The organism is Rhodococcus zopfii NBRC 100606 = JCM 9919, assembly GCF_001895025.1.
GTDB lineage: Bacteria > Actinomycetota > Actinomycetes > Mycobacteriales > Mycobacteriaceae > Rhodococcus > Rhodococcus zopfii.
In genome coordinates this window covers 1-12,424 of the sequence record NZ_BCXI01000027.1, presented here as the reverse complement: position 1 = coordinate 12,424, position 12,424 = coordinate 1, and the positions used below count along the sequence as shown (strand labels likewise).

The following is a 12,424-nucleotide window of genomic DNA, read 5'->3' as shown; positions in this document are numbered from 1 at the left end:
CGACGATGACAGCTGAAATATCCAGTGAGAACACGCGGTGGGTTCGTGTCTGCGCAGTCGGCGACCTCGGCGACGACGACGCGGTGCGGCTCGACTCGCGTCCGCCGGTATCGGTGTTCAAGTCGAACGGGGAGTACTTCGGCGTCGACGACACATGTACGCACGAGACCTACTCCCTCGCCGACGGGTGGATCGAGGACTGTGTCGTGGAATGCCCGCTTCACATGGCGAAGTTCTGTCTCCGAACCGGCCGGCCCCTGAGTCCGCCCGCGACGACCGCGGTCCGCACGCACCCGGTCCGGATCGAGAGCGGCGAGATCCACGTCGGACTTCCCGACGCGTACGAACTGAAGGAAGGAGCCCGCAGTGGGACGGCTTGACGGAAGGTCGGTTTTCGTGACCGGCGGCGGATCCGGGCTCGGCCACGCCCTGGTCAGGCGGTTCGTCGAGAACGGCGCTCGCGTGACCGTGCTCGACCGGTCGGAGCCGAAGCTCACCGCACTGCGCGAGGCGTTCGGTACCAGCGTGCGCACCCTGACGGGCGATGTCACCTCGTTCGCCGACAACAAGGAGGCGGCCGATCTTGCCGTGCGCGAGTTTGGTGCTCTCGACACCTTCGTCGGCAACGCCGGGGTCTGGGACTTCGGTCGTTCGCTGCTCGACGCGTCGCCGGAAGAACTCGGTACGGGGTTCGACGAATTGTTCTCCGTCAACGTGAAGGGCTATCTGCTCGGTGCGAAGGCCGTGGTGCCGCACCTGAAGTCCTCCCGTGGCAGCATGATCTTCACCCTGTCCAACGCGGCGTTCTTCCCGGGCGGCGGTGGGCCGCTGTACGTCTCGTCCAAGCACGCCGGTGTGGGACTCGTGCGACAGCTCGCGTACGAGCTCGCCCCGGAGGTCCGGGTCAACGCGGTCGCCCCCGGCGGCATGGCCACCGACCTGCGCGGGCCCGGCGCGATGGGGCTCGCCGACCGATCCGTGGCCGATGCCATTCCGATCCGGCAGATGGTGCGCGACAACGGCGCGCTGCAGATCGAGGTGGAACCCGACGACTACGTCGGCGCCTACCTCTATCTCGCCTGCCGTGACGACTCCGCGACCGTGACGGGAACGGTCGTGGACGTCAGCAGTTGGGGAACACCCAAGAGGACCGGCGCAGTCTGACGGCGCCGGCGCAGCGACCGGGCGGGTCTGTCGTTCGGACAGACCCGCCCCCGCGTGTATGCGGCTCCCGGGGCACGCGGTTGTGGCGGCATGTTCCTCCCTGCAGCTCGAGGGCGATGTCGACGATCATGTCCTCTTACCCGCCGACGAGCGCGCGCCGCCGACGTGGGGCCAGCCCTGCAGGTCGGGACTGCGACGAACGCCTCGAGCGGGCAGTTGCCGGCGCCGGCGCCGTGACTGGCCAGGGTGGAGCGCGTTCCGATAGGCGCGCACGCGCTCGCGTACCCCGTCCGTGGTCAGCTGACCACCGGAGTCGGTTGCGCAGGGCGGTCAGTAGACACACCGCGCGCTGTAGGACTCTCTCAGCGGGAAATCATCGCAGCTCACACGGAACCGGTCTGGACCGCGCGAAGGTGGCCGGAACACCGCCGCTTGCACGAGCTCGGCTACCGGATCCTGACCGGTCGCTGACGGCAGGGTCAGGTCGCACGCAGACGGGCCAGCGCCGCCTCACGCCGCTTCCACAGCACCGTCTCGTCCGCAACGACGATCACCACCGGCGCCGCCGCCACGATCAGCAGGCTGATCGGAACCGGAACCCCCATCGCGCCTGCCCCGACACCCATGCCGAGTACCAACAGCGCCGCGACGGTTGTCCCGAGGATTCCGCGGTCGATGCCGACAAGCCGGCCGTACAGGGCGGCGAGCGTCACCAGATACACCGCGACGGGGATCGCGACGGTCGCGAGCACCGTCATCGTCGACACGTGCGACTCCTGCTCGAGGTGATAGGCGGCCACGTGCAGTCCCGCGCCGATCGCGGCCAGCGCCGCGAACACCAGGATGTGCCCGTATCCCCAGCCGAACGAGCGCGACTTGTGGTGGTGTAACGCATCGCCGAAGGGGTACTGGAAGTACACCCACCACAATCCGAATGTCAGGCTCACTCCGGCCAGTCCCGTCGCCGCGGCCGTCGCGTCCCACCCCTGCAGGTCGACGACCGCGCCGAGCGATGCGACGGTACCGACGATCACCTCGCCGAGCGCGATGATCGTGAGCAGGCTGTACCGCTCGGCGATGTGATGCGGATGCCACGGTGTCCGCGCGGTGCGTTCGCCGAGAACCGGGCCGAGCAGCTCGAGCAGGATCAGCGGGATCGTCAGCAGGAACGTCTCCCACACCGCGACGTCGACGAAGATCAGCACGATCCAGCCGAGTTGCGCGAGCGACACGAACCCCGCATAGGTCAGCGCCGTGCGGCGCAGCGTTTCGTTCTGCTTCGCCACGCGCAGCCACTGACCCACCAGCGCCACACGCATCACGACGTACCCGAGCACCACGACCCGGTTGTCCAGGTAGTCGCCGCCGTCGATCGAAGCGAACATCGTCGGCAGGCCCAGCGCGAGGATGAGCACGCCGAGCATCTGCAGCATCGTCGCGATGCGGTACAGCCAGTCGTCAGTGTCGAACGCGGAGGCGAACCACGCGAAGTTCACCCACGCCCAGCACACCGCCCACATCGCGAAACCGAACGCGGCGATCCCGGATGTCAGATGCCCCTCGGCGATCAGGTGGGCCGCCTGATTGCCGGCGACACCGAACGCGATGACGAACGTGAGGTCGAGCAGCAGCTCGAGCGGGCTGGCGACGCGGAACGACTCGCCGGGATCGCGACCGCTCATCCGCCGGATGCGGTGCGGGGGTCGGGGACTGGGGGGCGTGTCCAAGAAGATCTCCCTTGTGAGGGGGAAGGGGGCGTGCCGATGATAAGCACCGACGACGCTCTCCTCGCGCGGCGCCGCGGTCAGTGCCCGATGCCGACCTTTTCGTGCACCCGCTTCATCCATGCCGGCGCCCACCAGTTGGCATCGCCCATCAGCTTCACCAGCGACGGCACCAGCAACATCCGCACCACCGTCGCGTCGATGATCAACGCGAGGATCATGCCGACCCCGAGGAACCGCATGATCGACAGCCCGGAGATGGTGAAGGCGCCGGTGACCACGATCAGCAGCAGCGCCGCGGCCGTCACGACCCGGCCGGTGCGTTCGGTCCCGAACTTCACCGCTTCCTCGGTGGTTGCCCCGGCGGCGCGGGCCTCGACCATCCGGGACATGAGGAACACCTCGTAGTCGGTGGACAGACCGAACACCACCGCCAGGATCAGCACCACGAACGACGGTTCGAGGGGACTCGCGGTCACCCCCAGCAGTTCCGCGCCGTGGCCGAGCTGGAACACCCAGGTCAGCACACCGAACGTCGCGGCCAAGCTCAACGCTGCCATCGCGACGGCCTTGAGTGGCAGCACCACCGACCCGAATGCCAGGAACAACAGCACCAGCGTCGAGACCACCATGATCGCGAGCATCGCAGGCAACCACCGCGAGATGGCGGCATTGCCGTCGTCGACCATCGCGCGGCCACCGCCGACGAGCAGTTCGGTGCCGGCCGGTGCATCGACGGCCCGCAACTCGTGGACGATCTCCCCGGCCCGGACGGTGCCGTCGACACCCTGCGCGTACAGGGCCTGCACCACTGTCACGTCCTCGTTCGACGCGACCGTCAACGCCTGAGCAATGCCGTCGACCCGAGCCGCCGCGCGGGATACCTCGCCGACCGCTGCCGTGGACGGCGGGGCACCGTCGGGGCCGCGCACCACGAGCGTCGCTCCGTTGCCGGTGGACGGGAAGTCGTCGAGCAGCGTCTGCGTCGCCACCCGCGCCGGGGCGTTCTCCGGAAGCGCCGTGTACTCGACCTCCCCGAACGAGGCACGCAACACCGGGAACGCGAGGACGAGCAGACCCGCAACGATCGCGACGGCGACCAGCGCGGGCCTCCGCATCACCGCGACCACCACCGAACCCCAGAAGCGCCGGGCCCGTGCTTCACCACGGTGGGCCGCAGTCTTGTTCCAGGTCAGCGAGTTGATTCGTGGTCCGAGGATGGCGAGCAGCGCCGGGATCGCGGTCAGTGCGAGCAGCGCCGCACTGAGGACGGCGGCGATCGCACCGAGACCGAGGGACCGCAGCACCGCCTGCGGGAACACGAGCATGCCCGCGAATGCGCAGATCAGCAGCAGCCCGGAGAACATGACGGTCCGGCCCGCGGTGAGAACGGTGCGGCGGGTGGCCGTCGCCGTGTCGGCGCCGCTCTCGAGTTCCTCGCGGAATCGGCTGACGATGAAGAGGCCGTAGTCGATGGCAAGGCCGAGGCCGATCAGGGACGTGACGTTCAGGGCGAACGAGCTCACATCGGTGACCATCGTGAGCAGGCGCAGTGTCGCGAGCGCGCTGAGTACGGCGAGGACACCGACGAACACGGGAACAGCGGCCGCGGTGAGGCCCCCGAAGATGATCACCAGCAGCACGAGCGTAATGGGGATCGCGATGGCCTCGGCGCGCAGCAGGTCGTGCTCGAGCGTCGACGTGAAGGCAACGGCCACCACCGAGTTCCCCGCGAACTGCGACTCGATGCCGGGAACCTCGAGCTTCGGCAGCAGTGAATCGAACGTGCCGACGGAGACACCCGAGTCGGGGGACAGGGTGATCGATGCGGCGACGCTGCGTCCGTCCTTGGACAGGAGCAGTTGATTCGCAGGGGGCGCCGTCGACCAGTAGGTGTTGATCGCGTGGGTGGGCACCTCCGCGGCGAACCGGTCCAGCACCGCGGTGACGTCGGCTTCGATGTCCGCGACGGTCCGGCCCTCCGGGGCCGTGTACATCGCGACGATGTCGGCGGTCTGCGGACCGAAGTTCTCCTCGACGATCTCCGCGACCCTGTAGGACTCGCTGTTCGGGTCGTAGAACCCGGCCGATGACAAGTTTCCGAACACGCCGGTGCCCCAAGCTCCGGCCACAGCCACGATCAGGATGGCGAGCCCGAGGACCCACCATCGCCGGGTGACCACGGTCGTGGCCCAGCGGTTCATGCGCGCTCCGTTCGATAGAGGTGCCGACACCCGGGCGGGTGTCGCGCCTCCGCGACTGTAGTAGGCCGCACAGATCCGCCGTCGGGGCGGTGGAACGCGGCGAAACGACCGCAACGCGATGAGAAGAGGGGGACCGGCACGCCCGATCGCCTCTCGGCGAAAGGCGCAACGCGGCTCCAGCCGAACGGAATTCCACGAGGGCGAATTGTTTTGAGCCCGGGGGATACGTGACGTGCCGATCCGAACGGGTCAACACGTCCGCGCTCGCCGGTATTCCCGGCGCTTCCCCGCGCGGGGATACTGACGCCGGTCGTTCACGGACGGTCGTCGTTCGCATCTCCGGTGGAGTCCCGCAGCCACCGTCGCCGGTGTTCCCGCAGCTCGGTTTCGCGTCGGGCACGGTAGTGCGCCAGCGCCGCCGCCAGCAGGTCCCCGAGGTGGTGCCGGTGGTTGACTCGCGGTGTCCGTTCCGGGTCGATGTGTGGTGGTGGGATCCATTCGGTGCGGCCCGGATGCTCGGCACCTGGTGGCGCGACGCGGGTTTTCCAGCCGCCGGGCCCGTCGTGCACCAGCGCGTGGCAGGCGTCGCCGGCGAGGTCCTCGTTGGTGATGTCGGTGGGGCCGCCGTCCCGCCATTCGGTGATGTGGTGCACCGCGGTGAGTGTGGCGGGCGCGTCGCAGCCGGGCCGGGTGCAGCCGCCGGAGGCGGCGATCAACGCCAGGCGTTGATCGGCGGAGGCGAGGCGTTTGGCGCGGCCGAGGTGCAGCGGCCGGCCGTGATGGTCGAAAACCGCCAGCACCGGATGCGCGGTTTCGGCCATGCGCAGGGCGTCGCGGATCGGCACCAGCCCACCGGAGGAGGTGGTGACGATGCCGGTGGACTGTTCGAGTTGCTGCACGGTCATGGTGAGGATCGCGGTGACCGGGAGCCCGCGGTGGCTGCCGAGCACCCCGGACGACAACATCTGGCGCAGGGCGACTTTCAGGGCGTCGTGGTTGCGCTGCACCGCGGTGCGGGTGTCGCGGGCGGCGGCCTTCGCGAGGGCGTCGCGGTCGAGCGACTCGGATTCGACGTCCCCGGTCGGGGATTCGGGGTCGTCGGGGTTGTTCATGCCGGGCCGGGCGAGTTTCGCCAGGACGGGTTCGAGCAGCGCCCTCGTTTCGGGGTCGAGCAGTCCGGAGATCGGGGTCATGAGATCGGTGCCTTGTTTGCCGATCCGCACCCCGCGGCGGCGCTTGCGTTCCTTCTCGTCGGGGACGTCCCCGTCCGGGTTCAGATAGGCGAGCAGATGCGCGCCGAGTTTCACGAGATCTTCGGGCGGGACCGAGCGGGCGGCGTCGGCGAGGATTTTCTCGGCGGTGGTGATCTCGTCGAACCCGAGCCCGTACGGAACCTTGCGCATCACGCGGGCGACGGCGGCGACGTGATCGGGTCCGATCGCCCCGGCGTGTTGGGCGGCGGCGGTGGCGGGCAGTTCCGGTTCGACCTGCTCGCCGTCGGCGGAGTGCCAGGTGCCGGTCTTCTTCGCGCCCTTGACCCGTCGGGCGGCGTCGGCGGCGGAGATCCGCAGGGTGCCGATGAGGACGTCGCCCGTCGATCGGCAGCCGAGGTGGGCCGGGATCATGCGCTCGGTGGTTTCGACGACCAGTCGGTGCCCGACCGCCGCGGCCTTGCGCAGGGAGGTTTCCATCCGTTGCAGGACCTCGACGATGTCGTCGTTCGACAGGCCCGAGAGGTTGTCGCCGAGCAGGCCGTCGACCGCGGTGTCGAGGGCGGTCAGCCGCGCCTCGATCGTGTCCCCGCCCACCCGGTTCGAAAGCATGTTCGAACTCTAGCGAGGCCCACCGACATCTTCGGATCAGCTGAGCGGGTTGCGTAGCCGCACTGTTCCGGCGTCGAGGTCGACGCCGAGCGGGTCTGCGCCTGTGTCCTGCTCGTGACGGCTCGTGCGCTGCCGTTGCTGTTCCTCGGCGACGTGCCGGTACGACGGCGACAGTAGCGTCTGCATCTCGCCGAATGCGCCCATGGCCGCGCCGCCGTTCACCGGCGGCTTGCGCATGCGCCAGTAGATCCAGCCGCGCCGCTCGGCGTACAAGGCGGCGCGGTCGGCGAGCACCACTATGAGGACTGCGGTGGTGATCCAGACGACGGCGGACATGGCGCTCCCAAGGGGTCGTGTCCGTTCAGCCTATGTGGTGGTGAGTTCGGCGAACGGACGGCAACGTGTGCCGCCGCGCCGCGAGCCGTCGACCATCCGTTTTCGTGTCCGGTAGGCCCGGGGCAGCTTCTCTGAAACGATCCGATGGTGCATCAGCCCGGATACGACACGGTTGCAGACCTCTACGCCGACACCTTTCCGCCCACGTGCATGACTCCCCTCGAGCGCGCGGTGGTCGCAGCGTTCGCGGAGTCGGTGCGCGAAGGTCCGGTCGACGGTCTCGTGGTCGACGTGGGCTGCGGTGTCGGCCACGTCACCGCCGAGCTCTCGAACAGGGGACTGGACGTCGTCGGTGTCGATCCGAGCCGGGAGATGCTCCGGGTCGCGCAGAACCTGTATCCCGCGCTCCGCTTCGAGCAGGACGACGCGCGTCTCGCCGCCACCGACCTCGCAGGGCGCAGCGTCGGGGCAATCATCGCCAGGTACAGCCTGATCCACGTGCCGCCCAGCGATATTCCGGACGTCCTCGCCGAGTGGGCGTCCCGGACCGGCTCCGGCGCGGTGCTCGCGGTCGCGACCCAATCCAGCGACGCCGCGGGGGAGGTCGCCGAGTTCGATCACGCCGTCGCTCCGGCATGGCGGTGGCACCCGGACCGGCTCGCAGAGGCGCTCGCCACTGCCGGCTTCGACGAGATGTGGCGGACGGTCAGCCGTCCGGACCCGTCCCACCGGTTCCCGGAGGTGCATCTGGTGGCTCGCCGTCGCTGACCGGGCTCGGCCCGGGGTGTGAGCCGTAACCCAGGGGGTGCGTGGACCGTGCGCCTTCCGGGCGGTTGGAGCCGCCCGGAAGGCGTACCAGACCTAACCGTTGCCGTTGTGTGCGGCGTCGACCTTGGCGATCGATGCGGCGGAGATGGGCGAGGTGGCCTCGGCCTTGCCGGGCCGGTGCCCGACGGAGTTGAGCATGCCGCTGATGTCGACACCGGAGGCTTCGAGTGTCTCGATCACTCCGGCGATGGTCGACGGGCTGATTCCGAGGATCGAACCCACCGATCCGGACACCCCGTCGGCGCCGCCGACGATGGAGATGCGGTCGATCTCGCCGACCGGCTTCGCGGCGGCGGCCGTCGCCTCGACCAGGGCCGTGAGAACGTCCGGCAGCATGAGCAGTTGCGCAGCGGCGGGGCTGTACGCGTTGAGTGCCGCCGCGATCTCCTGCTTGCCGCTCGCCTCGGCCTCGAGCCTGGCACGCAGACCGTCGGCCTCGGCTTGCTGCTCGGCACGCAACGCGTCGGCGGCGGCCTTGCGGCCCTCGGCCTCGGCTTCGAGGCGGGCCCTGATGCCCTCGGCTTCGGCCAGCTGCTCGGTGCGGACTGCGTCGGCGGCGAGTTTGCGGGCATCGGCGTCGGCAGCGCCCGATCGTCGAGCGGCCTCGGCCGCCGCGTCGGCGCGCAGGATCGTCGCCTGCTTCTCGCCCTCGGCACGTGCGACCGCCGCCTGACGTTCCGCTTCCGCGGGTGCGATCACATCGGCTTCGAGTGCCGCCTTCGCCTGTTCGGCGCGACGCTGTTCGACCTCGATGCGTGCCTCCACCTGCGCGGCCTCGGCCTGCTCCTGTGCGATCCGGACGGCCTTCTCGGCGGTGGCCCGCGCCAGTGGGCCGGCCTGGTCGGCTTCGGCGTTCTCCGCCTCGGTCCGGGCGCGGAGCTTCGCCAGCTCGACGTCGCGGGCCTGGTTCGCGGCGGCGATCGCGGTGTCGGCCTCGGCCTGGGCGACCGCGCCTTCCTGTCGGGCCCTCGCGGACTGGATCTGGGCATCGCGTTCGGCGTTCGCGGTACCGACCGCGGCATCACGCTTGACCTCGGCGATTCGTCGCTGCCCGAGAGATTCGAGATAGCCGTTGTTGTCGCTGATCCCGGCGATCTTGAGGACGTCGACTTCCATGCCGATGCGGGCGAGGTCGCTGCCGGCCTCGTCGACGACACTGCGCGCGAGGGTCTCCCGGTTCGAGTTCAGGTCCTCCACGGTCATCGTCGCGGTGATTCCGCGCAGTGAGCCGGCGAGGATCTCGTTGATCTGCCGGCGCAGTTCGTCGAGGTCGGAGGTGAGGAATCGTTGGACCGCGGTCTGGACGGCCTCGTCGGCAGATCCGATGCGCACCAGACCCACGGCCTCGACGTTCACCGGCACACCGTCGTTCGACAGGGCATTCTGAAGGTTGATGCTCACGTTGAACGGTTCGAGCGACATGATGTCCACTCGCTCGATACCGGGAATCTTGAAGCGGGCCCCACCTCGCACCACCTTCGGTTTTCCTCGACCCGTGAAAACCGCAACTTCGTTCGGTGGGACCTTGATGTAGTTCCGGACGTAGACGAGTGGCACTCCGACGAACACCACCAGAGCCACCACGACGGCGACCGCGACAACGATCATATAGTCATCCTCAGTTCGATTCGGGCAGAGAGGGTTCGGTGCGGGGATCGTCCGGGATCGACACGACGTGCAGGACGTTGTCGTCGACGTCGCCGATGTAGACATGGGAATTCGCGGGCAGCGCAGTCGTTTCTGCGGTCACTGCACGCGACCGGACCCGGTTGCCCTCCGTGTCGGTGAACGCGATCTCACCCCAGCCGCCGGGTTCGATCGACAGGGTGACGACACCGGTCAATCCGATGTACGAGAGGCGTCCGGTGTGTGAGTTGCCTTGCTGCCGCATCAGATACGGCAGAAGGACGCCTCGGGTCAAGACGACCAGGACGAGTGCCGTGCATACCGCGGTGATCGCGGTGGCGGCAGTACCGAATCCGAGAAGTGTTGCGGTACCGCCGCCCGCGCCGAATCCGAGGAACGCCGTGGCGACGGTTGTGAGGTTGAGGAACGGAAGACTGTCATCGCCGGCGGCGGCTCCGAGTTCCGGCCCCGTTTCGCCGACGATGAGAGTCCCCGTGATCCCCACCAGACCCATTGCGAGACACGCAATGTAGAAGATGTTCACCCGCCCCCCATTTCACCGGACCGTCGCCGACCTTACCGCAATCGGACCGTTTTCCGGAGTTCGACGGTTCGGCGGTGAATGTCAGGCGGGACGATCGGCGAGCTCGTCGAGAGCGGCCAGGTTCGCTGTCATTCCCTTCTCCCACACAGAAAGCCGGTGTGCGATGATCGCGCCCTCCTTATCCGGATGCTGAGCAATGAACGCGGCCAGAGGCGACTGTCCGGGGTGCATCTTTGCCCACTGCCGGACGACGGTGCCGTCACGATCGGAGTCGACCTCGAAGCCCCAGGAGGCGATCGGGGCATCCACCGGTCCGACCCTCCATACCCAGCGTCGGCCGTCCTCGACCTCCACGATCTCCGATTCCGTGTGCCACTCGCCCATCTGTTCGTTGGCGTTGTATCCGCGGAACCGGGCGCCTACTGCAACGCCGCTCGGGCTGTCGAGCCACTCGACCCGCTGCAGCTCGCCGTCGGTGCGGGTGGGTAGTTCGATGTCGGTGACCAGTTCCCATGCCCGCTCGGGGCCGCAGGACAGACGCCGGGTGACCTCGACGGTCGGGGTGTCGCGCAAACGCATGGTTCTCCTTCGCTTCGGTGGACCTGTGTGTCCTTCAGGGGTTGGAGTGGCCCGAGGGACACACGGATCATGACATTCGTGCCCGGCGAAACACGGTGCCGATCTTTCTGCCGGACATCCCGGAGGATACCCCCAGGGGTACTTGACATACCGTGGGGGGTATATGGCAGCCTGGTCTGCAGCGAGGACGAATCGACCCCCCACGGAGGAATCCATGATTCTCGAGCAGTACTACATCGAGTGCCTGTCGCACGCGTCGTACCTGATCGGTGACGAGAGCACCGGCCGGGCGGTCGTGGTCGATCCGCGCCGCGACATCGGCGAATACCTCGACGACGCGAAGAAGCACGGGGTGAGCATCGAGGGGGTCATCAACACCCATTTCCACGCCGACTTCGTCTCCGGGCACCTCGAACTGGTCGAGGCCACCGGTGCGTGGGTCGGGTTCGGTGAGGCCGCCGAGACCGACTACCCGATCCGCCGGCTGCGCGACGGGGAGAAGATCTCCCTCGGCGAGGTGGAGCTCGAGATCGTGGCCACCCCCGGTCACACCTGGGAGTCGATCTCGGTGCTGGTGCGCGAGCGCCCGGGCGCGACCCCGGCCGCGGTGCTCACCGGTGATTCGTTGTTCATCGGTGATGTCGGCCGCCCGGATCTGGTCAATCTGGGGGAGGGTTCGACCACCGATCTGGCGCGGGCGATGTACCGCACGGTGCACGAGAAGCTGCTGACCCTGCCCGACGAGGTCACCGTCATGCCCGCGCACGGCGCCGGCTCGTCGTGCGGGAAGAACCTGTCGGCGGAGTTGACCTCGACGATCGGGGAGCAACGCGCCACCAACCCGTCGGTGCAGCCGATGAGCGAGGACGCGTTCGTGGCGTTGATCACCGACGGCCAGCCCGCGGCTCCGTCGTACTTCTCGGTCGATGCGGCGATGAACAAGCGCACCCATCCGCTGCTCGCCCGGGACCACACCATCCCGGGACTGACCGCCGCGCAGGTCAAGGCCGAGCTGGCCGCCGGGACCCGGGTGCTCGATGCGCGCAGCGTCGACGATTTCGCCGCGGGGCATCTGCGCGGCTCGGTCAATGTCGGGTTCGACGGCCGGTTCGCCGAGACCGGTGGCATGGTCGCCGAGGTCGGCGAGAGGATCGTGCTGATCACCTATCCCGGTGAGGAGCAGGAGGCGGCGCTGCGGTTGGCGCGGATCGGGTCCGACGGTGCGGCCGGGTATCTGACCGTCGGCCCGGACGGGGTGTTCCCGGCCGAGCTGGCCGGGCTGGTGCAGACCGCACCGCGTACCGGTGTCGAGGAACTCGACGAGCTGCTCGCCGCCGATGCGGTCACCCTGGTCGACATCCGTAATCCGGGGGAACGCGCCGACGGGGTCATCCCCGGTGCGGTGCCGATCCCGCTGGCGCAGCTGCGGGTGCGGCTGGATCAGGTGCCGGCCGGCAAGCCGATCGTGGTGCATTGTGCCGGGGGGTGGCGGTCGAGTGTGGCGGCGTCGTTGCTGCGGGCGCAGGGTTTCGAGAATGTTTCGGATCTGCTCGGTGGTTACAACGCGTGGGCCGAGGCGCACGTCCCCGCCTGATC

General features: G+C 68.6%; 11 protein-coding genes and 1 pseudogene. 4 read left to right on the top strand and 8 right to left on the bottom strand.

The window, feature by feature from the left end; genetic code table 11:
* Nucleotides 1-5 precede the first annotated feature (5 nt).
* Complete coding sequence (locus tag RZ1_RS16895) at nucleotides 6-380, top strand: bifunctional 3-phenylpropionate/cinnamic acid dioxygenase ferredoxin subunit (RefSeq protein WP_072813751.1); 375 nt, start codon at nucleotides 6-8, stop codon at nucleotides 378-380.
* A gap of 16 nt (nucleotides 381-396) precedes the next feature.
* Nucleotides 397-1,164, top strand: coding sequence for a 3-(cis-5,6-dihydroxycyclohexa-1,3-dien-1-yl)propanoate dehydrogenase (gene hcaB, locus RZ1_RS16890; RefSeq protein WP_238071885.1), 768 nt, complete (start codon nucleotides 397-399; stop codon nucleotides 1,162-1,164).
* Nucleotides 1,165-1,329: 165 nt separating this feature from the next.
* Here the strand turns inward: hcaB and RZ1_RS30110 are convergent.
* The 5 genes and pseudogenes from RZ1_RS30110 to RZ1_RS16865 form a co-directional block, all read right to left on the bottom strand.
* Nucleotides 1,330-1,482, bottom strand: a pseudogene (locus RZ1_RS30110) (4-hydroxy-2-oxovalerate aldolase); the annotation flags it as partial.
* A 161-nt stretch (nucleotides 1,483-1,643) separates the two neighbouring features.
* Nucleotides 1,644-2,846 carry a low temperature requirement protein A gene (locus RZ1_RS16880; protein ID WP_072813669.1) on the bottom strand — a complete coding sequence of 401 codons (1,203 nt, stop codon included), beginning with the start codon at nucleotides 2,844-2,846 and terminating at the stop codon, nucleotides 1,644-1,646.
* 122 nt (nucleotides 2,847-2,968) lie between these two features.
* Nucleotides 2,969-5,092, bottom strand: a complete 2,124-nt coding sequence (locus tag RZ1_RS16875) for an MMPL family transporter (RefSeq protein WP_072813668.1) — start codon at nucleotides 5,090-5,092, stop codon at nucleotides 2,969-2,971.
* Nucleotides 5,093-5,406: 314 nt separating this feature from the next.
* Entirely contained in the window at nucleotides 5,407-6,915 is a 1,509-nt protein-coding gene (locus RZ1_RS16870; RefSeq protein ID WP_072813667.1) for an HNH endonuclease signature motif containing protein, read from the bottom strand.
* 36 nt (nucleotides 6,916-6,951) lie between these two features.
* A complete protein-coding gene (locus RZ1_RS16865) occupies nucleotides 6,952-7,251 on the bottom strand; it encodes a DUF6191 domain-containing protein (RefSeq protein WP_072813666.1) in 300 nt (99 codons plus the stop codon).
* A 144-nt stretch (nucleotides 7,252-7,395) separates the two neighbouring features.
* Between RZ1_RS16865 and RZ1_RS16860 the strand changes: the two genes are divergently transcribed.
* Nucleotides 7,396-8,019: a class I SAM-dependent methyltransferase gene (locus RZ1_RS16860; RefSeq protein WP_072813665.1), complete on the top strand. Its 624-nt coding sequence runs from the start codon at nucleotides 7,396-7,398 to the stop codon at nucleotides 8,017-8,019.
* Between the two features lie 93 nt (nucleotides 8,020-8,112).
* Here the strand turns inward: RZ1_RS16860 and RZ1_RS16855 are convergent, their stop codons facing one another.
* From RZ1_RS16855 to RZ1_RS16845, 3 genes are all read right to left on the bottom strand, one after another.
* Entirely contained in the window at nucleotides 8,113-9,687 is a 1,575-nt protein-coding gene (locus RZ1_RS16855; RefSeq protein WP_072813664.1) for a flotillin family protein, read from the bottom strand.
* A 10-nt stretch (nucleotides 9,688-9,697) separates the two neighbouring features.
* Nucleotides 9,698-10,219, bottom strand: coding sequence for an NfeD family protein (locus tag RZ1_RS16850; RefSeq protein WP_072813750.1), 522 nt, complete (start codon nucleotides 10,217-10,219; stop codon nucleotides 9,698-9,700).
* A gap of 111 nt (nucleotides 10,220-10,330) precedes the next feature.
* A complete protein-coding gene (locus RZ1_RS16845; RefSeq protein WP_072813663.1) occupies nucleotides 10,331-10,828 on the bottom strand; it encodes an SRPBCC family protein in 498 nt (165 codons plus the stop codon).
* Nucleotides 10,829-11,042: 214 nt separating this feature from the next.
* Between RZ1_RS16845 and RZ1_RS16840 the strand changes: the two genes are divergently transcribed.
* Nucleotides 11,043-12,422: an MBL fold metallo-hydrolase gene (locus RZ1_RS16840; RefSeq protein ID WP_072813662.1), complete on the top strand. Its 1,380-nt coding sequence runs from the start codon at nucleotides 11,043-11,045 to the stop codon at nucleotides 12,420-12,422.
* Nucleotides 12,423-12,424 lie beyond the last annotated feature (2 nt).

Excerpts from the sequence above, each read along its gene's own strand:
- RZ1_RS16895 (WP_072813751.1), top strand. The coding sequence starts at position 6 with ATGACAGCTGAAATATCCAGTGAGAACACGCGGTGGGTTCGTGTCTGC.
- RZ1_RS16880 (WP_072813669.1), bottom strand. The coding sequence starts at position 2,846 with ATGAGCGGTCGCGATCCCGGCGAGTCGTTCCGCGTCGCCAGCCCGCTC.
- RZ1_RS16875 (WP_072813668.1), bottom strand. The coding sequence starts at position 5,092 with ATGAACCGCTGGGCCACGACCGTGGTCACCCGGCGATGGTGGGTCCTC.
- RZ1_RS16870 (WP_072813667.1), bottom strand. The coding sequence starts at position 6,915 with ATGCTTTCGAACCGGGTGGGCGGGGACACGATCGAGGCGCGGCTGACC.
- RZ1_RS16865 (WP_072813666.1), bottom strand. The coding sequence starts at position 7,251 with ATGTCCGCCGTCGTCTGGATCACCACCGCAGTCCTCATAGTGGTGCTC.
- RZ1_RS16860 (WP_072813665.1), top strand. The coding sequence starts at position 7,396 with ATGGTGCATCAGCCCGGATACGACACGGTTGCAGACCTCTACGCCGAC.
- RZ1_RS16855 (WP_072813664.1), bottom strand. The coding sequence starts at position 9,687 with ATGATCGTTGTCGCGGTCGCCGTCGTGGTGGCTCTGGTGGTGTTCGTC.
- RZ1_RS16850 (WP_072813750.1), bottom strand. The coding sequence starts at position 10,219 with ATGGGTCTGGTGGGGATCACGGGGACTCTCATCGTCGGCGAAACGGGG.
- RZ1_RS16845 (WP_072813663.1), bottom strand. The coding sequence starts at position 10,828 with ATGCGTTTGCGCGACACCCCGACCGTCGAGGTCACCCGGCGTCTGTCC.
- RZ1_RS16840 (WP_072813662.1), top strand. The coding sequence starts at position 11,043 with ATGATTCTCGAGCAGTACTACATCGAGTGCCTGTCGCACGCGTCGTAC.